This window comes from Paraburkholderia sp. MPAMCS5, assembly GCF_036016995.1.
GTDB lineage: Bacteria > Pseudomonadota > Gammaproteobacteria > Burkholderiales > Burkholderiaceae > Paraburkholderia.
Map to the genome: position 1 here is coordinate 451927 of NZ_JAYXBK010000003.1, position 26950 is coordinate 478876.

At 63.1% G+C, this 26950-nt stretch carries 23 protein-coding genes; 7 read left to right on the forward strand and 16 right to left on the reverse strand.

Translation table 11 applies throughout. The annotated features are described in order from the left end of the window. Positions 1–85: 85 nt before the first annotated feature. On the forward strand, positions 86–1612 hold the full coding sequence (lysS, locus tag VOM14_RS09575; protein ID WP_327628461.1) for a lysine--tRNA ligase: 1527 nt from the start codon (positions 86–88) through the stop codon (positions 1610–1612). Positions 1613–1854: 242 nt separating this feature from the next. Next, a complete protein-coding gene (locus VOM14_RS09580) occupies positions 1855–2670 on the forward strand; it encodes a glycine zipper 2TM domain-containing protein (RefSeq protein ID WP_327628462.1) in 816 nt (271 codons plus the stop codon). Between the two features lie 102 nt (positions 2671–2772). Here the strand turns inward: VOM14_RS09580 and iscX are convergent, their stop codons facing one another. From iscX to VOM14_RS09630, 10 genes are all read right to left on the reverse strand, one after another. Continuing rightward, positions 2773–2970, reverse strand: coding sequence for a Fe-S cluster assembly protein IscX (gene iscX, locus VOM14_RS09585; protein WP_013588918.1), 198 nt, complete (start codon positions 2968–2970; stop codon positions 2773–2775). A gap of 15 nt (positions 2971–2985) precedes the next feature. Then, entirely contained in the window at positions 2986–3327 is a 342-nt protein-coding gene (gene fdx, locus VOM14_RS09590) for an ISC system 2Fe-2S type ferredoxin (RefSeq protein WP_175160925.1), read from the reverse strand. Between the two features lie 117 nt (positions 3328–3444). Continuing rightward, on the reverse strand, positions 3445–5316 hold the full coding sequence (hscA, locus tag VOM14_RS09595) for a Fe-S protein assembly chaperone HscA (protein ID WP_327628463.1): 1872 nt from the start codon (positions 5314–5316) through the stop codon (positions 3445–3447). 103 nt (positions 5317–5419) lie between these two features. Beyond that, positions 5420–5947 (reverse strand): Fe-S protein assembly co-chaperone HscB, encoded by a 528-nt coding sequence (gene hscB / locus VOM14_RS09600; protein WP_327628464.1) that lies wholly within the window; start codon positions 5945–5947, stop codon positions 5420–5422. Between the two features lie 164 nt (positions 5948–6111). After that, positions 6112–6435 (reverse strand): iron-sulfur cluster assembly protein IscA, encoded by a 324-nt coding sequence (gene iscA / locus VOM14_RS09605; protein ID WP_327628465.1) that lies wholly within the window; start codon positions 6433–6435, stop codon positions 6112–6114. A 129-nt stretch (positions 6436–6564) separates the two neighbouring features. Beyond that, positions 6565–6978: a Fe-S cluster assembly scaffold IscU gene (iscU, locus tag VOM14_RS09610; protein WP_327628466.1), complete on the reverse strand. Its 414-nt coding sequence runs from the start codon at positions 6976–6978 to the stop codon at positions 6565–6567. A gap of 103 nt (positions 6979–7081) precedes the next feature. After that, positions 7082–8305, reverse strand: a complete 1224-nt coding sequence (locus VOM14_RS09615) for an IscS subfamily cysteine desulfurase (RefSeq protein WP_327628467.1) — start codon at positions 8303–8305, stop codon at positions 7082–7084. A gap of 73 nt (positions 8306–8378) precedes the next feature. Then, a complete protein-coding gene (gene iscR, locus VOM14_RS09620; RefSeq protein ID WP_327628468.1) occupies positions 8379–8909 on the reverse strand; it encodes a Fe-S cluster assembly transcriptional regulator IscR in 531 nt (176 codons plus the stop codon). 133 nt (positions 8910–9042) lie between these two features. Beyond that, a complete protein-coding gene (locus VOM14_RS09625) occupies positions 9043–9540 on the reverse strand; it encodes a low molecular weight protein-tyrosine-phosphatase (RefSeq protein ID WP_327628609.1) in 498 nt (165 codons plus the stop codon). Between the two features lie 134 nt (positions 9541–9674). Continuing rightward, positions 9675–9914 (reverse strand): hypothetical protein, encoded by a 240-nt coding sequence (locus tag VOM14_RS09630; protein ID WP_327628469.1) that lies wholly within the window; start codon positions 9912–9914, stop codon positions 9675–9677. Positions 9915–10154: 240 nt separating this feature from the next. Here VOM14_RS09630 and VOM14_RS09635 point away from each other — a divergent pair, with 240 nt between their 5' ends. Continuing rightward, positions 10155–10697, forward strand: a complete 543-nt coding sequence (locus VOM14_RS09635) for a hypothetical protein (RefSeq protein ID WP_327628470.1) — start codon at positions 10155–10157, stop codon at positions 10695–10697. Positions 10698–10829: 132 nt separating this feature from the next. On the opposite strand, the gene VOM14_RS09640 is transcribed toward VOM14_RS09635, so the two are convergent. Together VOM14_RS09640 and VOM14_RS09645 are read right to left on the reverse strand one after the other, a co-directional pair. Next, positions 10830–12245, reverse strand: coding sequence for a lactate utilization protein B (locus tag VOM14_RS09640; protein ID WP_327628471.1), 1416 nt, complete (start codon positions 12243–12245; stop codon positions 10830–10832). A gap of 10 nt (positions 12246–12255) precedes the next feature. Further along, a complete protein-coding gene (locus tag VOM14_RS09645; protein ID WP_327628472.1) occupies positions 12256–12978 on the reverse strand; it encodes a (Fe-S)-binding protein in 723 nt (240 codons plus the stop codon). Positions 12979–13157: 179 nt separating this feature from the next. Here VOM14_RS09645 and VOM14_RS09650 point away from each other — a divergent pair, with 179 nt between their 5' ends. After that, entirely contained in the window at positions 13158–13973 is an 816-nt protein-coding gene (locus VOM14_RS09650) for an IclR family transcriptional regulator (RefSeq protein WP_327628473.1), read from the forward strand. A 110-nt stretch (positions 13974–14083) separates the two neighbouring features. Here the strand turns inward: VOM14_RS09650 and pbpG are convergent, their stop codons facing one another. Continuing rightward, on the reverse strand, positions 14084–15265 hold the full coding sequence (pbpG, locus tag VOM14_RS09655) for a D-alanyl-D-alanine endopeptidase (protein ID WP_327628474.1): 1182 nt from the start codon (positions 15263–15265) through the stop codon (positions 14084–14086). 770 nt (positions 15266–16035) lie between these two features. Here pbpG and VOM14_RS09660 point away from each other — a divergent pair. Then, positions 16036–16608 (forward strand): phasin family protein, encoded by a 573-nt coding sequence (locus tag VOM14_RS09660; RefSeq protein WP_128589476.1) that lies wholly within the window; start codon positions 16036–16038, stop codon positions 16606–16608. 322 nt (positions 16609–16930) lie between these two features. Here VOM14_RS09660 and lpdA read toward each other — a convergent pair whose 3' ends face one another. From lpdA to aceE, 3 genes are all read right to left on the reverse strand, one after another. Further along, positions 16931–18715, reverse strand: a complete 1785-nt coding sequence (gene lpdA, locus VOM14_RS09665) for a dihydrolipoyl dehydrogenase (protein ID WP_327628475.1) — start codon at positions 18713–18715, stop codon at positions 16931–16933. A 256-nt stretch (positions 18716–18971) separates the two neighbouring features. Further along, positions 18972–20615, reverse strand: a complete 1644-nt coding sequence (gene aceF, locus VOM14_RS09670) for a dihydrolipoyllysine-residue acetyltransferase (protein WP_327628476.1) — start codon at positions 20613–20615, stop codon at positions 18972–18974. Positions 20616–20701: 86 nt separating this feature from the next. Next, positions 20702–23398, reverse strand: coding sequence for a pyruvate dehydrogenase (acetyl-transferring), homodimeric type (gene aceE / locus VOM14_RS09675; RefSeq protein WP_327628477.1), 2697 nt, complete (start codon positions 23396–23398; stop codon positions 20702–20704). A 275-nt stretch (positions 23399–23673) separates the two neighbouring features. On the opposite strand from aceE, the gene fixL reads away from it, so the two are divergent. Together fixL and fixJ are read left to right on the forward strand one after the other, a co-directional pair. Continuing rightward, complete coding sequence (gene fixL, locus VOM14_RS09680) at positions 23674–26190, forward strand: oxygen sensor histidine kinase FixL (protein ID WP_327628478.1); 2517 nt, start codon at positions 23674–23676, stop codon at positions 26188–26190. After that, positions 26187–26831, forward strand: a complete 645-nt coding sequence (fixJ, locus tag VOM14_RS09685) for an oxygen response regulator transcription factor FixJ (protein ID WP_062129599.1) — start codon at positions 26187–26189, stop codon at positions 26829–26831. Before fixL ends, fixJ begins: the two co-directional genes overlap by 4 nt. Positions 26832–26950: the final 119 nt, after the last annotated feature.

The following is a 26950-nucleotide window of genomic DNA, read 5'->3' on the forward strand; positions in this document are numbered from 1 at the left end:
CATCTTTTTTATTGCCTGAGGTTTTTCACCGACTGGCTGTTCGCGAACGGATCAACCCGCGCGGACCAAGAACACCAAAACCATCATGAACGAACCGATCCAATCGCCCGTCGTGCCCGAGGTGGACGACAACAAGATCATGACCGAGCGCCGCGAAAAGCTGCGCGAGTTGCGCGAGCAAGGCGTCGCCTATCCGAACGATTTCCGTCCCACGCATCACGCGGAAGATCTGCAGGAGCAGTACGAACACGCCGACAAGGAAGCGCTCGAAGCCAATCCGCTCGAAGTCGCCCTCGCCGGCCGCATGATGCTCAAACGCGTGATGGGCAAGGCGAGCTTTGCGACCGTGCGCGACGGCTCGGGTCAGATCCAGTTCTTCATCACGCCGGCCGATGTCGGTCAGGAAACGTACGACGCCTTCAAGAAGTGGGACATGGGCGATATCGTCGCGGCGCGCGGCGTGCTGTTTCGCACGAACAAGGGCGAACTGTCGGTGCGTTGCACCGAACTGCGGCTGTTGTCGAAGTCGCTGCGTCCGCTGCCGGACAAATTCCATGGTCTGTCGGACCAGGAAATGAAGTATCGCCAGCGCTATGTGGATCTGATCGTCACGCCGGAAACGCGCAAGACTTTCGTCGCGCGCACGAAGGCGATTTCGTCGATCCGCAAATTCATGTCCGACGCCAACTTCATGGAAGTCGAAACGCCGATGCTGCACCCCATTCCGGGCGGCGCGGCGGCCAAGCCGTTCACCACGCATCACAACGCACTCGATATGCAGATGTTCCTGCGCATCGCGCCGGAGCTGTATCTGAAGCGGCTGGTAGTGGGCGGCTTCGAGCGCGTGTTCGAGATCAACCGTAACTTCCGCAATGAGGGCGTCTCCGTGCGTCACAATCCGGAATTCACGATGATCGAGTTCTACGCGGCCTACACCGACTACAAGTGGCTGATGGACTTCACCGAGCAGCTTATCCGTCAGGCCGCGATCGACGCGCTGGGCACCGCCACGATCACGTATCAGGGCCGCGAGCTGGATCTCGCCAAGCCGTTCCACCGCCTGACGATTACTCAAGCCATCCAGAAGTACGCGCCGCAATACACGAACGAGCAGCTCGCCGACAGCGCGTTCCTGCGCACCGAGCTGAAAAAGTTCGGCGTCGATGCGTCGCAGCCGCAGTTCCTGAACGCGGGCGTGGGCTCGCTGCAACTCGCGCTGTTCGAAGAAACCGCCGAGTCGCAACTGTGGGAGCCGACGTACATCATCGACTATCCGGTCGAGGTGTCGCCGCTCGCGCGCGCGTCGGACAAGGTGGACGGCATCACCGAGCGTTTCGAGCTGTTCATTACCGGCCGCGAGATCGCCAACGGCTTTTCGGAGCTGAACGATCCGGAAGATCAGGCCGCGCGCTTCAAGAAGCAGGTCGACCAGAAAGACGCCGGCGACGAAGAAGCCATGTTCTACGACGCCGACTACATTCGCGCGCTCGAATACGGCATGCCGCCGGCGGGCGGCTGCGGTATCGGCATCGACCGTCTGGTCATGATGCTGACCGACAGCCCGAGCATCCGCGACGTGATTCTGTTCCCGCATCTGCGTCGCGAAGACTAAAACTGCGTGGTTCGCGCCACGTTATGCCATCAGCGCCCGGCTTTCCCGCCGGGCGTTTTGTTTTCCTCGACGCAAAAACGCCGGCGAGCATTAATAGGGTGTAACCATCGGTAAAACCCGCGCGCCGCTCGCGCGGCCGACGTGGGGCTGTCGGCAAATCGTTACATTTTGAAATGTCTCCGGGATCGATTTGCAGGAGACTGGGTCTCACAACAGTCACTCTGCCGAAGACGGAGGCCAACATGGATCACCCCGACACGCAACCCGCCACTCAGCCTGGCACTCAGCCGTCCACTCGGCCCGCCGCGCCGGTACCGCCGACCTCGTCGCGGCGGCTTCATCCGCTTGTCGCGACTGCTGCGGGTGCGGTGCTCGTCGCGAGCCTCGTGGCGACGGCGGCGATCACCGGCATGTTCCCGAAGGCGTCCAGCAACGGCGCGACCACCAATCAGACGCAGGCCGCGCGAGTCCTGCCGCAAACGGACCAGCCGGCCGTGGTCGATTCGGCGGCGCCGGCTAATCCGTCGGCGCAACAGAATTCCCCCCAAGTGGCCGAACAGGCGGCGCAGCAAGCCGCGCAACCGCCGCAACCGCAACCGGTCACAACGCTCGCCCAGCAACAGTACGCTCAACAGCCCTACCCGGCGCAACAGCAACAGGCGCAATCGCAACAGGCACAACCGACGCCGCAATACGCGCAGCAACAGCCGACGCAGCCCGCCCATTGCGCCTCGTGCGGGACGGTCGTCGGGATTTCCGCTGTGCGTCAGGAGGGTCACGGCACCGGCATTGGCGCGGTCGGCGGCGCGGTGGCCGGCGGCGTGGTCGGCAACCAGTTCGGCAGCGGCGGCGGCCGCACCGCGATGACCCTGCTTGGCGCGCTCGGCGGCGGCCTGGCCGGCAATGCAGTCGAAAAGCATATCCGTAGCACCACGTCGTATTCGGTGCGCGTGCGGATGGAAAACGGCAAGACGCGCTACTTCACGTACCATGAAACGCCGCCGTTCCAGCAAGGCGAGCGCGTGCACGTTGAGCGCGGCACGCTCGTCGCGGGGTAAGCACGCGCCGAAACGAAGTGTTGCCAGCCTCTGATTGCCCGCGAGCAATAAAAAAGGCGATTCCAATGGAATCGCCTTTTTCTTTACCGCAGCAAACTCAACTCAGTAATCCGCGTCTTCGATCCATGCAGCCTGAATCGCCTCCAGGATCTTTTCGTTCGACCGGTTGGGATCGTCGTCGAATCCTTCCAGTTCCGTGACCCAGCGATGCAGGTCGGTGAAGCGCACCTGCTGCGGATCGACGTCCTGATGCTTGTCGGTCAGGGCCATCGCGATGTCTTGCGTATCGGTCCACTTCATGGCTGCGTCCTCCTGTTAGTGGTTTTCCTTCGCGTGATTGATCGAGTAACGCGGGATTTCGACGACCAGATCCTGCTCCGCCGGCACCATCGCCTGGCACGACAGACGCGAAGCCGGTTCGAGCCCCCACGCCTTGTCCAGCAGATCGTCCTCGTCTTCCTCGGACGGCGTCAAGGCGGCGAAACCCTCACGCACGATCACGTGACAGGTCGTGCATGCGCACGACTTCTCGCAGGCATGCTCGATTTCAATGCCGTTCTCGAGCAGATTGTCGCAAATGCTCTTGCCGGGCACGGCATCGATCACCGCGCCTTCGGGGCACAGTTCGACGTGAGGCAGCACAACGATTTGAGGCATACATTTTCCGTTTGGGTCTGAGGCGCGGCCTCAAACAGGCTACGCACCATTTTACTGGCGACGCGCGGAGTTTTTAAGTCCACGCGTCGCGTTGAGAGCGTGCGCTCGGCGCGGCGCCTAGATCTCGTCCAGCTTGCGGCCGGCCAGCGCCCGGCGAATGCCCTTGTTCATGCGGCGGGCGGCGAATTCGTCGGTGCCTTCGGCGAGCGTTTTCGTCGCGGCTTCGATCGCGTTCACGTCGTCGCTTTGCGCGACATTGCGCAAAGCGTTCAGCAGCGCGTCGAGTTCCGCGCGCTCGCCGTCGTCGAGCAGTTCGGCGTCGGCGGCGAGCGCCGCGTCGGTGGCTTCGACGAGACGCCGCGCTTCGACTTGCGCCTCGCGCAGCGCGCGGGCGCGCATGTCGACTTCGGCGGTCGTGAAGCTATCTTCCAGCATGCGGGCGATGTCGTCGTCGGCGAGACCATAGGATGGCTTCACCACCACCGACGCCTCCACGCCCGAGCCCTGCTCGCGCGCGAACACGGACAACAGGCCGTCCGCGTCCACCTGATAGGTCACGCGGATGCGCGCCGCGCCCGCCGCCATGGGCGGAATGCCGCGCAGCTCGAAACGCGCGAGCGAGCGGCAGTCGCTGACAAGCTCGCGCTCGCCTTGCACGACGTGGATCGCCATCGCGGTCTGGCCGTCCTTGAAGGTGGTGAAATCCTGCGCGCGCGCGACCGGAATCGTCGAATTGCGCGGAATGATCTTCTCGGTCAGGCCGCCCATTGTCTCGACGCCGAGCGAGAGCGGAATCACATCGAGCAGCAACCAGTCGTCGCCTTCCGCGCCGCGGTTGCCCGCGAGCAGATCCGCCTGGATCGCCGCGCCCAGCGCGACGACCCGATCCGGATCGAGATTGGTGAGCGGCGGCTGGCCGAAGAACGCTTCGACCGCGTGGCGAATCACCGGCATGCGCGTCGCGCCGCCGACCAGCACCACGCCCTTGATCTCTTTGGTCGTGACCTTCGCGTCGCGCAGCGCCTTCTTCGTCGGGCCGAGCGTGCGTTGCACGAGCGCCTGGGTGATAGCCTCGAAAGTGGCTTCAGCGATCGTCAGATCGATCCTGGCGCCGCTGGAGAGCGTCGCGGCAAGGGTAGCCTCGGGCGCGTCCGACAACGCCTCCTTGGTCGAGCGCACGCTGTCGAGCAACAGGCGCACGTCTTCGGGCGCGAGCGAATGTGGCTCGATGCCCGCCTCGTGCAGTACGTGGCGATACAGCGCGTGATCGAAATCGTCGCCGCCGAGTGCGGAGTCGCCGCCCGCCGCCAGCACTTCGAACACGCCCTTGGTGAGCTTCAGGATCGACAGGTCGAAGGTGCCGCCGCCGAGATCGTAGACCGCGTACAACCCTTCGGAGCCGTTATCGAGACCGTAGGCAATCGCGGCCGCGGTCGGCTCGTTCAGCAGACGCAGCACGTTCAGGTCGGCGAGACGCGCGGCATCTTTGGTCGCCTGGCGCTGGGCTTCGTCGAAGTAAGCCGGCACCGTGATCACCGCGCCGACCAGCTCGTCGCCGAGCGTGTCTTCCGCGCGCTGGCGCAGCGTGGCGAGAATTTCCGCCGACACCTCGACTGGGCTCTTCACGCCGTCCACGGTGCGGATCTGCACCATGCCGGGCGCGTCGATGAAATCGTAGGGCGCGTTTTCGGCGCCTTCCACTTCCGCCTTGCCGCGGCCCATGAAGCGCTTGACGGAGACAATCGTGTTGCGCGGATCGGTCGCCGCTTCCGCCTTGGCCGTGCGGCCGATGCGACGGCCGCCCTTGGCGAGGTAACGCACCACCGACGGCAGCAGCACGTGGCCGTCTTCGTCAGGCAGCACGTCGGGCACGCCGCTGCGCACGGCGGCGACGAGCGAGTTGGTCGTGCCGAGGTCGATACCGACCGCCAGACGCCGCTGATGAGGCGCCGGCGCCATGCCGGGTTCGGAAATTTGCAGTAGGGCCATCTGGATCTTCTCGGGGCCGCGAGGCCCCGTCCTGAATTTGCGTTGCTGGATGGTGTGCGAGGGCCGCGCTCGTACTCGTGCTCGAACGACGCGGCCAGCCGGGCTAGTTCTCGAGCCGCTCGATCTGCGCGCCGATCTCCGCCGCCACGCGTTCGATAAACATCAACTGCCGCACCGCCTCGCCCGCCGCCTGATTCGCGCCGCTCGCGAGCAACGCGGCGAGCTTCTCGAAGCGCACGCGCTCTTCGTCCCGCAATTCGGCGAGCAGCGCGTCGAGCGCGTCGACGTTCTTCGCGGCCGCGGCGTCTTCGATGCCTTCGCGCCACTCCATCTGCTGCATGAGAAACGCCGGCTCCATCGCCGTGTTGTCGTGCACGCCGATGTCGATGCCGCGCACATGCAGCAGATATGTAGCGCGCTTTAGCGGATCGCGCAGCGTCTGATACGCCTCGTTCGCCCGCGTCGCCCACTGCATCGCGATGCGCTTTTGCGCGTCGCCCGCAGCGGCGAAGCGGTCCGGATGCACTTGCGCCTGCACGGTGCGATAGGCGTGATCCAGCGCGGCCGGATCGAGCGCGAATTGCGCCGGCAGACCAAACAGGTCGAAGTGGCTATCGTTCAGCGAGGCCATCGGATAAAAAATGCTCCGTTCAGAAAAGCGCGACAAAGGCATCAGCCCATTCAGCGGTCAACGCGCGGTCAATGTGCGATCAACGTGCGGACAACGAAATCGCGAAGCAAACTAAAAAGGCGGCCCGCGCCGCCTTTTGTCCGCCGCACGCGGAAATGGTCGAGTTACACGCGGAACGACTCGCCGCAGCCGCACTCGTCCTTCACGTTCGGATTGTTGAACTTGAAGCCTTCGTTCAGTCCTTCGCGGGCGAAATCGAGTTCGGTTCCGTCGATATATGCGAGGCTCTTCGGGTCGACAATGATCTTCACGCCGCTGCTCTCGAACACCTGATCTTCGGGCGCGAGTTCGTCCACGTATTCGAGTTTGTAGGCGAGGCCGGAGCAGCCCGTGGTGCGCACGCCGACGCGCAGACCCACGCCCTTGCCGCGACGGGTCAGATACTTTTGCACGTGCTGTGCGGCCTTTTCGGTCAACGTAATTGCCATAGCGTTTCTCATTGCGCGATGCGTGCCGACGCACCGCTACCCTGCCTGCATCAAATGTCGCCCAGCGCGGCGGCGCTATTTTTTCGCGCCGCCCGCTTCCGTTCGCTCAACCGCGCCTGCGGCTGCCGCTCAAGCGTGTTGCTTGTCGCCTTCGACGACCGCTTCGCCGTGACGCTGCTTGTAGTCGGCGACCGCTGCCTTGATCGCGTCTTCCGCGAGGATCGAGCAGTGGATCTTCACCGGCGGCAGCGCGAGTTCTTCGGCGATCTGCGTGTTCTTGATCGACATGGCCTGATCGAGCGTCTTGCCCTTCACCCATTCGGTGACGAGCGAACTCGACGCGATGGCCGAGCCGCAGCCGTACGTCTTGAACTTCGCGTCTTCGATGACGCCGTCCGCGCCCACGCGGATCTGCAGCTTCATCACGTCGCCGCAAGCAGGCGCGCCGACCATGCCGGTGCCGACCGCGTCGTCGTCCTTCGCGAACGAGCCGACGTTGCGCGGGTTTTCGTAGTGGTCCAGAACCTTGTCGCTATAAGCCATGATTACACTCCTTGATTCGTTTTCAACCTGCCAATTCGATTAAACGCGCCATGAACTTTCGAGCACCACGGCGCGATGACTTCGGCTTCGACCAACCGGCGCGTCAGTGCGCTGCCCACTGAATGGTCGAAATGTCGATGCCGTCCTGGTGCATTTCCCACAGCGGCGACAGTTCGCGCAGCTTGGAAATCTTGGCCTTCAGCAGGTTGATGACATAGTCCACGTCCTGCTCGGTCGTGAAGCGGCCCACCGTGAAGCGGATCGAGCTGTGCGCGAGTTCGTCGTTGCGGCCGAGCGCGCGCAACACATACGACGGTTCCAGCGAAGCCGACGTGCACGCCGACCCGGACGACACCGCGACGTCCTTCACCGCCATGATCAGCGATTCGCCTTCGACGAAATTGAAGCTGATGTTCAGGTTGTGCGGCACGCGCTGTTCCATGTCGCCGTTCACATACACTTCCTCGATCTCCGACAGGCCGCGCAGCAGCCGGTCGCGCAGCATGCGAATGCGCTCGTTCTCGGTTGCCATTTCTTCACGCGCGATGCGGAACGCCTCGCCCATGCCGACAATCTGGTGCGTGGCCAGCGTGCCCGAGCGCATGCCGCGCTCGTGGCCGCCGCCGTGCATCTGCGCTTCGATGCGCACACGCGGCTTGCGGCGCACGTACAACGCGCCGATGCCCTTCGGGCCGTACGTCTTGTGCGCCGAGAACGACATGAGGTCGACCTTCAGCTTTTGCAGGTCGATCTCGATCTTGCCGGTGGCCTGCGCCGCGTCCACGTGGAAAATGATGCCTTTTTCACGCGTGATGTCGCCGATCGCCTCGATGTCCTGGATCACGCCGATCTCGTTGTTCACCGACATGATCGACACCAGGATCGTGTCCGGGCGGATCGCGGCCTTGAACTTCTCGAGGTCGATCAGACCGTCGTCCTTCACATCCAGATACGTGACTTCGAAACCTTCGCGCTCAAGCTCGCGGCATGTGTCGAGCACGGCCTTGTGCTCGGTCTTCACCGTGATGACGTGCTTGCCCTTGCTCTTGTAGAAGTGCGCGGCGCCCTTGATCGCGAGGTTGTCCGACTCGGTTGCGCCCGAGGTCCAGATGATTTCGCGCGGGTCTGCGTTCACCAGCGCCGCGACGTTTTCGCGCGCTTCTTCGACCGCGCGCTCCGCGGTCCAGCCATACGAGTGGCTGCGCGATGCGGGGTTGCCGAACTGCTCGCGCAGAAACGGAATCATCTTGTCCACCACGCGCGGATCGACCGGGGTCGTGGCGCTGTAGTCCATGTAAATGGGCAGGTGGGGAATCTCGTTGTTCATCTATCGCTCCGGGGACGTCGTGTGCTCTGGCTTCTGGATTCGCTATCGGGCTGCGGTCGTGTCGCGCCGCGCCTCAGGAACCGGCCATGTTGAAAACGGAATTGGGCCCTTTCGGCGCCACGCGAACCGGCTCGATCGCCGGCGCCTCGCTGCGCCTGTCGCGCAGGACAGCCGGCGCGCCTTCGCGTGAACGCTGCTGATCGACCAGATCCTTCAGGGAGACCGAATCGAGGTACTCGACCATTTTCTGGTTCAGCGTGGACCACAGTTCATGCGTCATGCAGTGGCCGTCGTGCTGCTTGGTGCCCTCGCACGAGCCCTTGCCGCCGCATTGGGTGGCGTCGAGCGGCTCGTCCACCGCAATGATGATGTCGGCCACCGTCACGTCTTCCGGACGGCGCGCGAGGTTGTAGCCGCCGCCCGGTCCGCGCACGGACTCGACAATTTCATGGCGGCGCAGCTTGCCAAACAGCTGCTCGAGATAGGACAGGGAGATATGTTGGCGCTGGCTGATACCCGCAAGCGTCACCGGGCCCTGCTCCTGGCGCAGCGCCAGGTCAATCATCGCCGTGACGGCGAAACGGCCTTTCGTGGTGAGTCTCATATGTAGGGGGAACCGCTATTCTCGACAAGTTTTGTCAAGTATAAATACATGAGCAATTTAGTCAAGTATCCCTATCGAAATCTGGGTCATTTGCTTAATTCTTCGCGCGCTTTTTTGCTTCGACGCGAAGAATCTACTCAATCAACTGGGGACGCAATGCCGCGATCAAACCCCGGCACGCCGCTTCGCATTGGTCCAGTACTTCTTCGAAGCCTGCCGCGTCGCCGAAATACGGATCCACCACCTCACGCGAGCCGCTCCAGCGGGCGTCGGATTCGGGCACGAACTCCATCAGCAGGCGAATCTTGTCCTGCTGGTCCGGCGGGCAAACCGTGCGCAATGCGGCGACGTTCTTGTCGTCCATCGCGATCAGCAAGTCGAAGCGCTCGAAGTCGATGTCGGCGATCTGCCGTCCACGCAAGGCCGCGAGGTCGTAGCCACGGCCACGCGCCGCATGCTGGGCGCGCTCGTCCGGAGGCTGGCCGATGTGCCAGTCGCCGGTGCCGGCCGAATCGATCAGAATGCGCTCGCCGAGCCTTGCTTCTTCGACGAGACGGCGCATCACGGCTTCCGCCGTCGGCGAACGACAGATGTTCCCGAGGCAGACGAAGCAGATGGACACGGTTTTTATCGAGGGCATCTTCAGTCGCTTGGTGGCGCGGTGGGGAGGCTGGGCGGCGCCGGGCGGGCGGTGCCGCGATTATACAAAGCCGGGGGAAATTTCGCCGGATGCGGCCGCGCTCGGCCGCGGGTTCATTCGGGCGCTCAGGAGGCTTGTGGGACGGGCACCGCGGTCATCGTACGCAGCGGCCTGGCGGGCGGCGGCGCAGCGTCGTCGATCATGCCGTACGAAACGGCGCGCGCGAGTTCCGCAGTCACCTGATCCGCGGCAAGAGGCGCCTGCCGCGCCCGCGACGCCGCGTCCCCACAAATATGCAGATATGCTACCGCCGCCAACGCGAGCACGAGTGCGAGAGGCCAGTACACCGCTATTGTCTTTCTCATGATGTCGTTTCTTCCGATGACGGCTCGCGAGCTACTTACTCACTATGCCCATCACGAATCTTATAGAAATCGCCAATCGGGAAAAACCGGCGGTAGCGCGATACAGCGTTGTCCGGAATGGAACAGTGAGGCCGCGCCGGGCATGAAAATGAAGTCCTTACAAAAGCACACAAAGCTAGCGCGACAGATACGGATAATTGCGGTCTTATAGATAGGAAAACCTTCCGCCTCGGGCTCGAAATGAAACGCTTCGCAACCTTTTCTTCTGTCGCCACCGTTGGCGCTGTCGCGGCTGCGGCCTTGCTGGGTGGCTGCGCCATGTATCCGGACGGCACGCCGATGTACGGCAACGGCTACAGCACTTACGACGGCTATGACGGCTACGACGGCTACGGCGTGCCAGTCGCCCCGCAGAGCAACGTCTACATGGGCTACAGCAACTATTACGGCCCGGGTTATTACGACGCTCCGGGACGCTACTATGGCCCGGGGCCTGGCTACCGCGGTTACCCCGGTTATCCCGGCCGGCCGCCGCGTGGGAATGACGGCGACAACGGCAATCGTGGCGGGAACGGCGGCTGGCATGGTCAGCCTGGCGGCGGACAGCCGCCTCAAGGCGCGGTGGCGATCCCTCGAGGACCGAACGGACCGCGTCCCGGAGTTGGCGGTCCGCCGCCACAGGCGCCGAGCGAGCAGGCGCGCGGCCCCGGAGGTCACGCGCCTTCCGGCCCGCCGGTTAGAGGAAATCCGAATCGTCCGTCGGGCAGCATGACGGATCACTAAAACGAAATTGGCGGCCCAGAGGCTCAGTGGCTCAGTGGCTCAGTGGCTCAGTGGCTCAGAGGCTCAGGGGCTCGGCGGCTTAATGGCTTAGTGGCTCAGCCATGCAGAGCAAACCGCCGACCGCAGCCCTTCTCACCCAAGATGGCTGCGTTGCGCCGCGTACAACTCCCTGAACGTACGCCCGACTGGCGCGGGCATGTCGCGCGTGGCAGTCCAGCCGGCGCCCCCCAAAGGCAGCCTGGCGATTGACCGGTTGCGGCCACCCATACGCTCCAGCACGCGCACGGCGAGCTTCGTGAAGAGCGCATAAGCGTCTGGATGCATCGCGAGGAAACCCCACACGGCCAGGCCCGCGCGCTCCTTCCACGGACGCAGGCGCCGCTCCACCTGCTTCTCGCGCAACTTGCGCAACAGATCGGACAGCGGAATGCCGACCGGACAGACGCTGTTGCATTCGCCGCATAGCGTCGCGGCCTGCGGCAGATCGAGCGCTTTGTCGAGGCCGACATAGCTCGGCGTCAGCACCGAACCCATTGGCCCGGGATACACCCAACCATACGCGTGACCGCCGACCTTCTGATACACCGGACAATGGTTCATGCACGCGCCGCAGCGAATGCAGCGCAGCATCTCCTGGAAATCGCCGCCGATCAGCCCCGTGCGCCCGCCGTCCACGAGCACCACATACATATGCGCCGGTCCGTCCTGATCGCCCTCGCCTCGCGGCCCGGTCAGCACGGAAAAGTAATTCGACGTGGCCTGCCCGGTTGCCGAGCGCGGCAGCAGGCGCATCGCAGTGGCAAGGTCTTCAAGCGTGGGCAAGACCTTTTCGATGCCCGTGACCGCCACATGCACGCGCGGCATCACCGTGCACATGCCTTCGTTTCCCTCATTCGTGACGAGCACCACCGAGCCGGTTTCCGCGATCACGAAGTTGCCGCCCGTCACGCCCATGTCGGCGGTCATGAAGTGCGGACGCAGCATCTGCCGGGCTTCCAGCGTCATGTCCGGAATTTCGGTAAGGCGCGGCCGGCCATGCGTCCTGGCGAAGAGATCGGCGATCTCGTCCTTATCCTTATGGACGACCGGCGCGATGATGTGACTCGGCGGCTCGTTGCCGTTGATCTGCAGGATGTATTCGCCGAGATCGGTCTCGATGGATTGCACGCCCATTTCCCCGAGCACTTCGTTCAGGCGCATTTCCTCGGTGACCATCGATTTGGTCTTGATCACCTTCTTCACGTCATGTCGGCGCGCGATGTCGCCGACCAGCCGCGCGGCCTCCTGCGTCGTCTCGGCGAAGAGCACCGTGACGCCGCGCCGGGCGGCCTCGCGCTCGAAGGTTTCCAGCCACACGTCGAGATTCTCGAGCGCGCGGTTGCGGCGTTCCTTGAGCGCCGCGCGCGTGGCCGGAAAGTCGATCGCCGTGAGCGCCGCGGCGCGCGCGGAGACGAACTTCGTGGACAGCTTGGTCAGATTCTGCTGCAGCCGCTGGTCCGCGAGTTTCTGACCGGCGCGCGCCTTGAACTGCATCGACTGGATTTGCATGGCGATATCCTCACACGTCTCCGGCCAGCACTTGCGCGATGTGCAGCACGCGCGTGGTGGCGTCGCCGGTACGCCGCAAACGCCCTTCGATATTGAGCATGCAGCCGAGGTCGCCGAGCACGACCGCATCCGCGCCGCTCGCACGAATATTCGCGCATTTTTCGTCGACGATCGCGGTGGAAATGTTCCCGTACTTGACCGCGAACGTGCCGCCAAAGCCGCAGCAGTGCTCGCAGTCCTTCATCTCGGTCACCGCCACGCCTATTTGCGCGAGCAGCTCGCGCGGCTGCGCCTTGACGCCAAGCTCGCGCAAGCCGGAGCAGGAGTCGTGATAGGTGACCTGGCCCGAGAACTCGCCCGGCTGCAATTGCACCTTGGCAACATTGACGAGGAAATCGGTCAACTCGAAGACCTTGCCGCGCAACCGGCCGAAGCGGTTCATCAGTTCGGGGTCGTCGGCGAAGAGATCGCCGTAGTGCGCGCGGATCATGCCGCCGCACGAGCCCGACGGCACCACGACGTAATCGAACTGTTCGAACTCGCGCAGGGTTTTTTCGGCGAGATCGCGGGCGATGCGCCGCTCGCCCGAGTTGTAGGCGGGCTGTCCGCAGCACGTTTGCGCCGGAGGAACCACCACTTCGAAGCCCGCGCCTTCCAGCAGCTTGATGACCGAAAAACCAATTTCAGGCCGCATCAGGTCGATCAGGCAGGTGACGAACAATCCGACTCGCATGAGCCCTCCTCCGGGAAAACGTCCCTGATTATCCGCTGTTTGGCGCACAATACCAACGCCCGGAAGGCATAGGACGAACGCCAGTCGAATTCGAAGGGCCCTTCCAGGCGCGTTCGCTTTTTTCACGATACGAGATACAATCAATTTTCCGCTGATTGACGCGTCAATAGATTCCTCACATGAGCGATACGAACCCGGATTCCAAGACCTCGATCCAAGTGATCGAACGCATGATGCGCTTGCTCGACGCCCTCGCTGAGCACAGCGACCCGGTCAGCCTGAAAGAACTCGCCCTTCGCACGGAGCTCCATCCGTCCACCGCGCACCGCATCCTGAACGACATGGTGATGTGCCGCCTCGTCGACCGGTCCGATCCCGGCACGTACCGGCTCGGCATGCGCCTGCTAGAACTCGGCAATCTGGTGAAGGCGCGCCTGTCGGTGCGCGACGCCGCGCTCACGCCCATGCGGGAACTGCATCGGCAGACCGGACAGACGGTGAATCTCTCGGTCCGTCAGGGCGACGAAATCGTGTATATCGAACGCGCTTACTCCGAGCGTTCGGGCATGCAGGTGGTTCGGGCTATCGGCGGGCGAGCGCCGCTGCATCTCACGTCGGTCGGCAAGCTCTTTCTCGCCGCCGACGAATCCACGCGCGTGCGCGCCTACGCCACGCGCACCGGCTTGTCCGGCCACACGCAAAACAGCATCACCGACCTCGCCAAGCTCGAGCGCGAACTGTCCCACGTGCGTCAGCAGGCCTGCGCGCGCGACAACGAAGAACTCGAACTGGGCGTGCGCTGCATCGCCGCCGGCATTTACGACGACACCGGCAAGCTGGTCGCGGGTCTGTCGCTGTCGGCGCCGGCCGATCGCTTGCAGGATTCGTGGCTCGGGCAACTCAGCCAGACGGCGCTCATGATTTCCGAAGCGCTAGGATATCGGCCGCCAGCGTCGCAAGATCGCGGCCATCATCATTCGAACTCGCACGCGTGAGCCGGAAGCTGCGCGTCGCGGCATGAAAAAAGCCCCGCAAGAGCGCGGGGCTTTTTGTTTGGAGCGGCGGGTTCGGAAACCGGCCGCGGAAAAAACGCGGGCGCAAGCGCTCAGGTACCCGGCCCGCCCGCATCGGCGCTCGTAATGCGCGCCTGGTCGCCGCCGTTGTCGAGCCACGTGCGCAGACGCGTAGCGTCCGCAAAACGGGAGTATTTGCCCGACGAATCCAGCAGCACCAGCACCATCGGCCGGCCATGAATCGTGGCCTGCATGACGAGGCACTCGCCCGCTTCGTTGATGAAGCCAGTCTTCTGCAGGCCGATGTCCCACGTCGGATTACGCACCAGCGCGTTCGTGCTGTTATAAGCCAGCGTGCGCTTGCCCGTGTAGACCTCGTAGCTATGATCGGTGGAGAACTTGCGGATCATCGGATATTGATACGCCGCGTTGACCATCTTCACGAGATCGCGCGCGCTCGACACGTTCTGGCTCGTCAAACCCGTGGGGTTTTCGAAGTGCGTGTCCGTCATGCCGAGTTGCTTCGCCTTGGCGTTCATGGCTGCGAGGAACGCCGGGCGGCCGCCCGGATAGTAGCGCGAGAGCGCCGCAGCGGCGCGGTTTTCCGACGCCATCAGCGCGATGTGCAGCATGTCTTCACGCGAGAGCACCGAGCCGACCGACAAACGCGAGCCCGTATTTTTCTCGTAATCGCGGTCTTCGTCCGTGACTTCGATCTGATCGGTCATGGGCTCTTTCGAATCCAGCACGACCATGGAAGTCATCAGCTTGGTGATCGACGCGATCGGCACCACGGCGCGCGAATTCTTGTCAAAGAGCGGCTCGCCAGTGTTCTGATCGACAACGTAGGCGACGCTCGAGCGCAGCATCAGCGCGTCCGGCGTTTCGTGCAGGCCGAATGCCTGGCCGACGCTCGGCTGACGCGGCTCATACGCAACACGGCGCATCACCGAGTGGTGACGGCCGTTCGACGTATAAGTCACGCGTTTGCGCTTGACGCTCGCGCGCGGCGCTTCGTCGTCGGCGGCTGCCTTGACGGCGGCGCCCTTCTCGGCTTTCGATGCCTTGGCCGACACCTTGGCGGTGGCGGCTGCCGGCTTCTTGACGGCCTTGGCGTGCTTCGAAGTTTTTGCGGGTGCCGCGGGCGTGGCGGCGAAAGTGCTGACAGGCGTGGCAAACGCCGCCGCGATGACCATGGAGGCGGCCACCGACAGAGCGGTGCTACGCGCCGCGCCGTGCATCACTTTCAGCGACGAAAACATGTCGGTTTTCATGGGTGTTCTGTAGGGAGCGGCGTGAGTTTCCGCAAGTGTAGTAAAACAACGAAAATTTAGCAATTTGAAGCACTTATGGGCGCTCCTTAAACCGGCTTGTAAGCTCCGATCGCAAAAACACGAATAAGTGCCGCGCCTTGATCGAAAAAAACGATCGCCAGGCGTTCCGACTCGTCGCCGCCGTCACGCCCGAAAGGGGTGATCCCTTCAGCATAACGGCAATATCGAGACAATCTTGATGAGGGGAAACACGGTCGTGGCGCCGACAGAAGTCTTTGCGCCGCGGACGCTTTGCCGCCAACCCCGCGCACAGCGCCCGGTGTTAAATGCCTGCTGCGAAACCGCAGACGCGCTTTCGACCGGCATCAACGATTAACGTTCCGTGACACTTTATGGTTTACATCAATTCGCTTCTTTGGCGAGCTTTTGTTAAATAGACACCCCGGTGGTTTTTGCGGCGCACTTTCGTGCCTCAAAAATGCCTTGAAAACGGCACAAAATACCGCTTCGCTCACGCGCTATCCCGGTGCAACGGTCAAATTGACCTGCGTCATTCGTCTGTCATGCCAACCGCATAACGTATTGTTTTATAAGTGGTTTCTTAACATTGTGCGATGCACAAAAACCGCTTGACATTCGTTGGCGTCATCCTAAAATAGAACCCATTGCTGCGATGCACAATACATCGCGGTCCGGGCAGACGAAATTGTGCGTCTCGCCATTACCCAATGCGGCCCACACAGATCGGCCGCACTCCAGGAGCGTAAACCATGACTTTGCTGACCCCCGAGCAATTCGCTGCAGCCCAGAAAGCCAACTTTGAAACGCTGTTCGGCCTGACGACCAAGGCATTCGAAGGCGTGGAAAAGCTGGTCGAGCTGAACCTGCAAGTCGTGAAATCCACGCTCGCGGAAAGCCAGGAAAATGCCCAACGCGCGCTGTCGGTGAAAGACGCGCAAGAGTTGCTGGCCCTGCAAGCAAGCCTCGCTCAGCCGGTCGCTGAGAAGGCGCTGTCGTATGGCCGTCACGTGTACGAAATCGTCTCGGCAACCCAAGGCGAATTCGCCCGCGTCGCCGAAGCCCAATTCGAAGAGCAAAACCGCAAGGTGCAATCGCTCGTCGAAAACGTCGCGAAGAATGCACCGGCCGGTTCGGAAACCGCCGTCGCCGTGATCAAGTCGGCCATCACCGCCGCCAACACCACGTACGAAACGGTTCACAAGGCAACCAAGCAAGCTGTCGAAATCGCGGAAAGCAACTTCAACGCAGCCGCCACGGCCGCGTCGAAGGCAGCCTCGCAAGCCGCTGCGCAAGCATCGCGCTCGGCCAAGAAGCCGGCCTAAGTTTCAGCCAGGTTTCAAACCCGCTCGCTTCGAGCCTCGCTCGCAGGCATCAATTGCGCCGGCCCAGCTCAACCGCTGCGCCGGCGTTGCTGTCAGCAACAGCGTCGTGCCGTTGCCGCTCACACGGTTCTAATTGGCCGAACGCTCCGATACGTTGAATGGCGTATCGTTTGCCCGGCGAAGCGCCGGGATTTTTTTGCGCGGCGCGTGGCCGCATGTTTCAGTCCACGCCGGCACCTCAAATAAAAACGGCGCGCCCCGCAAAGGGCGCGCCGTTTTTTTCGCCGGGCTCATCTGCACGAAAGCGGATGAACTCGACGCGTTACTTCTTTTTCTGCGGCGGCAGATCGGTACACACGCCTTCGTACAACTCGGCGGCCATGCCGATGGATTCGCCGAGCGTCGGATGCGGGTGAATCGTCTTGCCGATATCCGTTGCGTCCGCACCCATCTCGACCGCGAGACACACTTCGCTGATCAGATCGCCTGCATTCAGCCCGACAATCCCGCCGCCGATCACGCGATGCGTTTCCTCGTCGAACAGCAGCTTCGTGAAGCCTTCGTCGCGGCCGTTGGCGATCGCGCGGCCCGAAGCGGCCCACGGGAATACCGCTTTGCCGTACTTGATGCCTTCGGCCTTCAACTGGTCTTCCGTCTTGCCGGCCCACGCCACTTCCGGATCGGTGTAAGCCACCGACGGAATCTGGATCGCGTCGAAATACGCTTTCTCGCCGTGAGCCGCTTCGGCCGCAACGTGACCTTCGTGCACAGCCTTGTGCGCGAGCATCGGCTGACCGACGATATCGCCGATTGCGAAGATATGCGGCACGTTCGTGCGCTGCTGCTTGTCGACTTCGATAAAGCCGCGCTCCGTCACCGCCACGCCGGCCTTGTCCGCGCTGATCCGCTTGCCGTTCGGCGCACGGCCGACCGCCACCAGCACGAGGTCGTAGCGCTGCGCTTCGGCCGGCGCCTTCTCGCCCTCGAACGACACGTAAATGCCGTCGTCTTTCGCCTCGGCCGCCGTGGTTTTGGTCTTCAGCATGACGTTCGCGAAACGCTTGCTGTTGTACTTCTCCCAGACCTTGACCAGATCGCGGTCCGCGCCGGCCATCAGGCCGTCGAGCATTTCCACGACGTCGATCTGCGCGCCGAGCGTGGCGTACACCGTCGCCATTTCCAGACCGATAATGCCGCCGCCGATCACCAGCATGCGCTGCGGAATCTGACGCAGTTCGAGTGCGCCGGTCGAATCGACCACACGCGGATCTTCCGGAATGAACGGCAGCTTCACCGCCTCCGAACCCGCGGCGATGATCGCCTGCTTGAACTTGACGACTTTCTTGCCACCTTCGGTCTGCACTTCCATGTGGTTCGGATCGACGAATGCGCCGGTGCCCGTCACCACTTCGACCTTGCGCGCTTTCGCCATGCCGGCGAGACCGCCCGTCAGCTTCTTGACGACGCCCGACTTGAAATCGCGCAGCTTGTCGAGATCGATCTGCGGCTTGCCGAACGAGATGCCGTGCGAGGCAAGTTCGGCCGCTTCGTCGATCACGAGCGCCGTGTGCAACAGCGCCTTCGACGGAATACAGCCGACGTTCAGACACACGCCGCCCAGCGTGGAATAACGCTCGACGAGCACGGTCTTCATGCCGAGGTCGGCCGAACGGAACGCGGCGGAATAGCCGCCCGGGCCCGAACCCAGCACGAGCATGTCGCATTCGATGTCGGCGCTGCCCGAGAAGCTGCCGGCTTGCGGCGCCGGCGCGGCGGCCTTGGGCGCGGCCGCAGCAGCGGCTTGCGCCGGTGCTTTTTCCGGCTCTTTGGCTGCGGCCTTCGGTGCTTCCTTCGCCGGCGCGGCTTCGCCCGACGTTTCGACGAGCGCGATCACCGTGCCTTGCGAAACTTTCTCGCCGGCCTTGACGCGGACCTCCTTGACGGTGCCGGCCGTGTCGCTCGGTACTTCCATCGAGGCCTTATCCGATTCGAGCGTCAGCAGCGACTGCTCTTTTTCGATCGTATCGCCCGGCTTGATATTGACTTCGATGACATCGACGTCCTTGAAGTCGCCGATATCCGGCACTTTTACTTCGACGAGACTCATAGTGTCCCCTTCTCTTGTTGATCGTGATGAGCAAGACCTGGAACTTTCGACCCAGAAAAGCTGGCAGCACGGCGGACAGGTTCATTTTTTGCCGTCCGCCGAAGGACGCGCCTTTCTTTTGCCTGCTTTTCTTTGGCAAGGCAAAGAAAAGCAGGTGCCGCCCCGCACAGGGACAGCGCTAATAGACCGAAAAGAAAGCAGGTACAGACGCGCGCGGATCACCGACAAAAAACACAGCGCCCCGCGCAACATCACATCAAAGAATCACACGCCGGAAATCGGCAAGAATCGACCCGAGATACGCATTGAAGCGCGCCGCCTCGGCTCCATCGATCACGCGGTGGTCGTAAGACAGCGACAGCGGCAGCGTGAGACGCGGCACGAACTGCTTGCCGTCCCACACCGGCTTCATCGCGCCGCGCGACAAACCGAGAATCGCGACTTCGGGTGCATTGATGATCGGCGTGAAGTTCGTGCCGCCAATGCCGCCCAGCGACGAAATCGAGAAGCAGCCGCCTTGCATCTGATCCGGTTTCAGCTTGCCTTCGCGCGCGGCCTTCGACAGATCGGTCATTTCCTTCGCGATCTCGACGAGACCCTTCTTGTCCGCGTCGCGAATCACCGGGACGACCAGACCGTTCGGCGTGTCGGCGGCAAAGCCCACGTGGTAATACTGCTTGAACACGAGGTTGTCGCCGTCGAGGCTCGCGTTGAACGTCGGGAATTTCTTCAGCGCCGACACCACGGCCTTGATCACGAACGCCAGCATCGTGATCTTCACGCCGGCCTTTTCGTTTTCCTTGTTCAACTGCACGCGTAGCGCTTCGAGTTCGGTGATGTCCGCTTCGTCGTTGTTCGTGACGTGCGGAATCATGACCCAGTTGCGGTGCAGGTTCGCGCCCGAAATCTTCTTGATGCGCGACAGCGGCTTCGGATCGATCGGACCGAACTTCGTGAAGTCGACCTTCGGCCACGGCAGCAAATTCAGCTCGCCGCCGCCAGCCGCCGCGGGCGCCGCACCGGCGGGCGCAGCGCGCTGACCGGTCATGACGCCCTTGATGAACGCGGTCACGTCGGCTTGCGTGATGCGGCCCTTCGGACCCGTGCCCTGAACCTGCGTCACGTCGACGCCCAGTTCGCGCGCGAACTTGCGCACCGACGGCGAAGCGTGGCTGATGCGGCGCGTGCCGCCCTCGCCTGCCGGAATCAGAGGCGCCTGCGCGAGCGCCGACGGCGAGGCCGGTGCGGGCGACGGCGAGGCCGGCGCATCCGAAGGCTTCTCGGTTTCGTGTTTCGCGGCGGGAGCCGGCGCCGGCGCTGCCGCGCCGCCTTCGGCTTCCACGACGACAATCACCGAGCCTTCCGACACGGTATCGCCGACCTTGACCTTCAGTTCCTTGACGACGCCGGCGGCCGAACTCGGCACGTCCATGGTCGCCTTGTCGGACTCGAGGGTCACGAGCGACTGCTCTTTCTCGACGCGATCGCCGACCTTCACCGCGACTTCGATCACGGGAATGTCTTTGTAATCGCCGATATCCGGCACCTTGACTTCCTGCAGACCGCCGCCGCTCGCCGCCGGAGCGGGCGCGGGCGCCGCCGCCGGAGCGGGCGCCGGTGCAGCGGCAGGCGCGGGAGCGGGCGCAGCCGCGCCGCCTGCTGCGCCGTCCAGCACGACGATCAGCGAACCTTCCGATACGTTGTCGCCGACCTTGACCTTCACTTCCTTGACGACGCCGGCAGCCGAACTCGGCACGTCCATGGTCGCCTTGTCGGATTCCAGCGTAACGAGCGATTGCTCTTTTTCGACGGTGTCACCCGCCTTGACCAGCACCTCGATCACAGGAATGTCCTTGTAATCGCCGATGTCCGGCACCTTGACTTCGATCGCTTGACTCATTGTTAGTGTCTCCTGGGCCGCGCACGCGGCCTGCCCCTGAAGATCAGGAGCAGGCGCGCACGCCGTGGCACACGGGGAATGATGCCTTAGACGGTCATCGGGTTGGGTTTGGCGGGATCGAGGTTGTACTTCTTGAGCGCCTCGGCGACCACCTTGCGTTCGATCGTGCCTTCGTCAGCCAGCGCATTCAGCGCGGCAACCGTGACCCAGTAGCGGTCGACTTCGAAGAAGTGGCGCAGCTTTTCACGCGTGTCCGAACGGCCGTAGCCGTCCGTGCCCAGCACGACGAACTTCTGCGGCACGAACGCGCGGATCTGCTCAGTCAGCGCGCGTACGTAGTCGGTGGATGCGATGACCGGACCTTGCGCGTCCTTCAGCAGCTTCTCGACGTGCGAGAGCTTCTTTTCTTCCGTCGGATGCAGCAGGTTCCAGCGCTGGACTTCGTGGCCTTCGCGCGCGAGTTCGGTGAAGCTCGGCACGCTCCACAGGTCGGCGGCGACGCCCCAGTCGTTCTTCAGCAGCTCGGCGGCGGCGATCACTTCGTTGAAGATCGTGCCCGCGCCCATCAGTTGCACGCGCGGCGCCTTCTTGTCCGCGTCGGCCTTGCGGAACGCGTACATGCCCTTGATGATGTCGGCCGCCACGCTCTCGCCCTGCGGAATTGCCGGGTGCTCGTAGTTCTCGTTCATCACCGTGACGTAGTAGTACACGTCTTCCTGGTCCGCGACCATGCGGCGCAGGCCGTCCTGCATGATGACCGCGAGTTCGTAGCCGAACGTCGGGTCGTAGCTGATGCAGTTGGGCACCGAGGCGGCCCACAGCAGCGAGTGGCCGTCTTCGTGTTGCAGACCTTCGCCGTTCAGCGTCGTGCGGCCTGCGGTGCCGCCCAGCAGGAAGCCGCGCGAGCGCATGTCGCCCGCCGCCCATGCGAGGTCGCCGATGCGCTGGAAGCCGAACATCGAGTAGAAGATGTAGAACGGGATCATGATCTCGCCGTGCGTCGAGTACGACGTCGCGGCCGCGATCCAGTCCGACATGCCGCCGGCTTCGTTGATGCCTTCCTGCAGAATCTGACCGGTTTCCGACTCACGGTAGAACATCAGCTGATCGGAATCTTCCGGAATGTACTTCTGGCCGTCCTGATTCCAGATACCGATCTGACGGAAGAGGCCTTCCATCCCGAACGTGCGCGACTCGTCCGGCACGATCGGCACCACGCGTTTGCCGAGCGCCTTGTCCTTCAGCAGGATGTTGAGAATCCGCACGAACGCCATGGTCGTGGAGATTTCGCGGCCTTCGCCCGTGCCCTTGAGCAGCGGCTCGAATGCCGACAGCTCCGGCACCGGCAGCGACTCGGCCTTCTGGCGGCGCGCCGGCAGATAACCGCCGAGGTCCTGGCGGCGGGCGCGCATGTACTCGAGTTCCTTCGAACCTTCTTCGAACTTGAGGTACGGCACGTCGACGAGATCTTCGTCGGAGATCGGCAGACGGAACTGATCGCGGAATTTCTTGAGCTGCTCCACCTGCATCTTCTTCTGCTGGTGGGTGATGTTCATGGCCTGGCCGGCTTCGCCCATGCCGTAGCCCTTGATCGTCTTCGCGAGGATGACGGTCGGCTGGCCCTTGGACTGCGTCGCTTCCTTGAACGCGGCGTAGATCTTGTGCGGATCGTGGCCGCCGCGGTTCAGGTTCCACACGTCTTCATCCGACCAGTCGGCGACCAGCGCCTTCAGTTCCGGCGTGTTGAAGAAGTGCTCGCGAACGAACGCGCCCGATTCCGATTTGTACGTCTGGTACTCGCCGTCGACGACTTCCATCATGCGGCGCATCAGCGCGCCCGACTTGTCGCGCTGGAACAGCGCATCCCAGCGGCTGCCCCACACGACCTTGATGACGTTCCAGCCCGCGCCGCGGAATTCGCTTTCGAGTTCCTGAATGATCTTGCCGTTACCGCGCACCGGACCGTCGAGGCGCTGCAAGTTGCAGTTGATCACGAACACGAGGTTGTCGAGCCGCTCGCGGCCGGCCATGCCGATCGCGCCGAGCGATTCCGGCTCGTCCGTCTCGCCGTCGCCGAGGAAGGCCCAGACCTTGCGGCCGTCGGTCTTCGCGATGCCGCGCGCTTGCAGATACTTCATGAAGCGCGCCTGATAGATCGCCATGATCGGGCCGAGACCCATCGACACGGTCGGGAACTGCCAGAAATCCGGCATCAGCCACGGATGCGGATACGACGAAATGCCCTCGCCGCCCACTTCCTGGCGGAAGTTGTCGAGCTGTTGTTCGGTCAGACGGCCGAGCAGGAACGCGCGCGAGTAGACACCCGGTGACGAGTGGCCCTGCACGAACACGAGGTCGCCGCCATGTTCGGGCGACGGCGCATGCCAGAAATGGTTGAAGCCGACGTCATACAGCGTGGCCGCCGAAGCGAACGACGCGATGTGGCCGCCCACGTTGGTTTCCTTGCCGGCGCGCAGCACCATGGCAATGGCGTTCCAGCGCGTGTACGAGCGGATACGGTGTTCGATGTCCTGATCACCGGGGATTTTCGCCTGGCGAGCGACCGGGATCGTGTTGATGTACGGGGTGTTGGCCGAGAACGGCAGATGTTCGCCGTGCACGCGGGCAAATTCGATCTGCTTTTCGATCAGGTAGTGGGCACGGTCGGGGCCAACAGCAGAAATCACGCCATCCAGCGCTTCAAGCCACTCGCCGGTTTCCTGGGGATCGTCGTCTTTTTCGGCGGCGACATATTTCATGACTTCGTCGGGTACAGCGGACATGCTCGTCTCCTGGATATAGAGGAACGCTCTGAGAACAGACGACGCGGACGAAGCACGGCCGCGGCAGCTTCGGCCGATTGTAATAAGGGTCCCGACGTCCGCGCAACAAAATTTTCGAATTACGAGATTGATTCTCATAATGCGAAAAATTGTTGCGGCGCAACCTGATTTGACTGCCATTTGCGGGATACGTCGGCTAGTGTGCGCCGATTAACGGCACTTTCCGCGATTTTTTGCGCCATTTGCCAGGGACGCGCTGCGCTACAATGCCACGCATGTTGACCGAACGGCTTTTCGCTCGATCGGCGCGCACCGCTGGTTCGCCGGCGGATGCGACGCCGTCCTCCCGCTGGCACCATGGACCATGGTGGTCCAATTCCTATCTGCTCACGCCCCTCCTGTCGATCCTGGTATTCCTGGTCGTCATGAGCCTCATTTTGTGGAGCCTGAACCGGCGCGAGCAGCAACAACAGGAAGATACGCTTTACCGCAACGTCGCCTGGGCGCAGCAGCAGATCCGCCTGTCCATGACCGGCGCGCAGGAACAGATCCAGGCGCTTGCGCGCGACCTCGCCGCCGGCCACGCCGATCCGCATTCGTTCCAGGTGTCCACCACGGACATCATGCAGGGGCATCCCGAGATCCTCTACATGAACTGGTACACGAGCCAGCAACAGCCGCGCTGGCCCAATACCGCGCTGCCCGTGTTCGGCCAGCGCCTTGCCAGACCGAACGACTCGCAAATGGACGAAGCGGTCAAAGCCGCCTTCAACGAGGCGCGCAGCACGCGCCGCCAGGTCTATTCGCCGCTCATTTACGACGACCTCGGCAACGGTTACATCACGTTGCAGACGCCCGTCTATCGCGACCGCGAGTTTCTCGGCTCGATCGCCGCCGTGTTCTCGGTGGAAGGCATCCTGAAGCACGACATCCCGCCCGAGCTGTCGGCCAAGTACAAGATTTCGATCATCGACGCGAACAACCGCGAGTTGACCACCACGTCGACCCGCCCGCGCCTGCCGCGCGACATGTTCTACGACCTGCCGCTCGATCCGCCGGGCCAGGGCGTGTCGGTGCGCGTCTACGCGTTCCCGCAAATGACCAACTTCACGAACAACACGCTCGTGTGGCTGGTCGCCGGGCTGTCGTGTTTCGTGCTGTGGAGTCTGTGGAGCCTGTGGAAACACACGCGCCAGCGCTTCGAGGCGCAGCAGGCGCTGTACGCCGAAGCATTCTTCCGCCGCGCGATGGAAAACTCCGTGCTGATCGGCATGCGCGTGCTGGACATGCACGGCCGCATCACGCACGTCAATCCGGCCTTTTGCCGCATGACCGGCTGGGACGAAAGCGATCTCGTCGGCAAGATCGCGCCGTTCGCCTACTGGCCGCGCGACGCCTATCCGGAAATGCAGCGCCAGCTCGACATGACGCTGCGCGGCAAGGCGCCCTCGTCCGGCTTCGAATTGCGCGTGCGCCGCAAGGACAGCTCCACGTTCCACGCGCGCCTTTACGTGTCGCCGCTGATCGACAGCTCGGGGCGCCAGACCGGCTGGATGTCGTCGATGACCGACATCACCGAGCCGAAGCGCGCACGCGAGGAACTCGCCGCCGCGCACGAGCGCTTCACGACCGTGCTCGAAAGTCTCGACGCCGCGGTCTCCGTCCTGGCCGCCGACGAAGCCGAGCTGCTGTTCGCCAACCGCTATTACCGCCATCTGTTCGGGATTCGTCCGGACGGCCATCTGGAATTGGCGGGCGGCGGGTTCGATAGCGCACAGGCGTCGTCGGATTCGATCGATATGGTGGACACCTACGCGGGTCTCCCCGCCGCCGCCTTGACCGAGAGCACGGCGGACGCGCAGGAAATCTACGTGCAAAGCATCCAGAAATGGTTTGAAGTCAGGCGTCAGTACATACAGTGGGTAGACGGCCACCTCGCGCAGATGCAGATCGCGACCGACATCACCACCCGCAAGCAGGCGCAGGAGCTGTCGCGCCAGCAGGACGAAAAGCTGCAATTCACGAGCCGCCTGATGACCATGGGCGAAATGGCATCGTCGCTCGCGCACGAACTGAATCAGCCGCTCGCCGCGATCAATAACTATTGCTCGGGAACCGTCGCGCTGGTTAAATCCGGTCGGACGACGCCTGATAACCTGCTGCCCGTGCTCGAAAAAACCGCGCAACAGGCGGTGCGCGCCGGCATGATCATCAAGCGCATTCGCGAGTTCGTGAAACGCAGCGAGCCGAAGCGCCAGGCCACGCGCGTCGCGGACATCGTCGCGGACGCGGTGGGTCTCGCCGAGATCGAGGCGCGCAAGCGGCGCATTCGCATCGTCACGGACATGCGCTCGCGGCTGCCCGTGATCTACGTCGATCCGGTGCTGATCGAGCAGGTGCTGGTCAACCTGCTGAAGAACGGCGCCGAGGCCATGGCCGAAGCGCGGCCCAATGCCGTCGATCCGGTGATCCGCGTGGTCGTGCGGCTGGAGAGCGGCTTTGTCTGCATCAGCGTCGTCGACCAGGGTCCGGGCGTCGACGAAGCAACAGCCGAGCGGCTGTTCGAACCGTTTTACAGCACCAAGTCCGACGGCATGGGCATGGGGCTGAACATTTGCCGTTCGATTATCGAATCGCACCGCGGGCGTCTGTGGGTGGTGAACAATGTCGAATCCGACGGCCACGTCACAGGCGCCACGTTCCATTGCAGTCTGCCTATTGGAGAGCCTGACGGCCCGAGCAACGGCGGGTCCGAGGCGCCGACACCACAAACCGTTACGGGAGAGCTATGAACAGCCCAGTCACCACACAGGAAACTGTCTTTGTCGTCGACGACGACGAGGCCGTGCGAGATTCACTGCGCTGGCTGCTGGAGGCGAACGGGTACCGCGTGCAGTGCTTTTCCAGCGCCGAGCAGTTCATCGACGCCTGGCAGCCGCATCAGCACCCGGGCCAGATCGCGTGCCTGATTCTCGATGTGCGGATGTCCGGCATGAGCGGACTGGAATTGCAGGAACGTCTGATCGCCGACAATGCGTCGCTGCCGATCATCTTCGTGACGGGCCACGGCGACGTGCCGATGGCGGTGTCCACGATGAAAAAAGGCGCGATGGACTTTATCGAAAAGCCGTTTGACGAAGCCGAACTGCGCAAGCTTGTCGAGCGCATGCTCGACAAGGCGCGCAGCGAAAGCACGAGCGTCCAGCAGCAGCGCGCCGCCGCCGAACGTCTTGGCAAGCTGACCGCGCGTGAGCATCAGGTGCTGGAGCGCATCATCGCGGGCCGTCTGAACAAGCAGATTGCCGACGACCTCGGCATCAGCATCAAGACGGTCGAAGCGCACCGCGCCAACATCATGGAAAAGCTCAACGTCAACACGGTCGCCGATCTGTTGCGACTCGCGCTGTCCAACAAGCCGCAAACGGCTCAGTAGGCGGCCGCAGCGGGCGGCCGCAGTTTGCCGCCGCCGTTTGCCGCCGCAGTCAGCTACATCCGGCATTACATCCGGCACCGGCGGCACGCTTCGGCAACTTCCGAAGCGGCCGTCTTCAC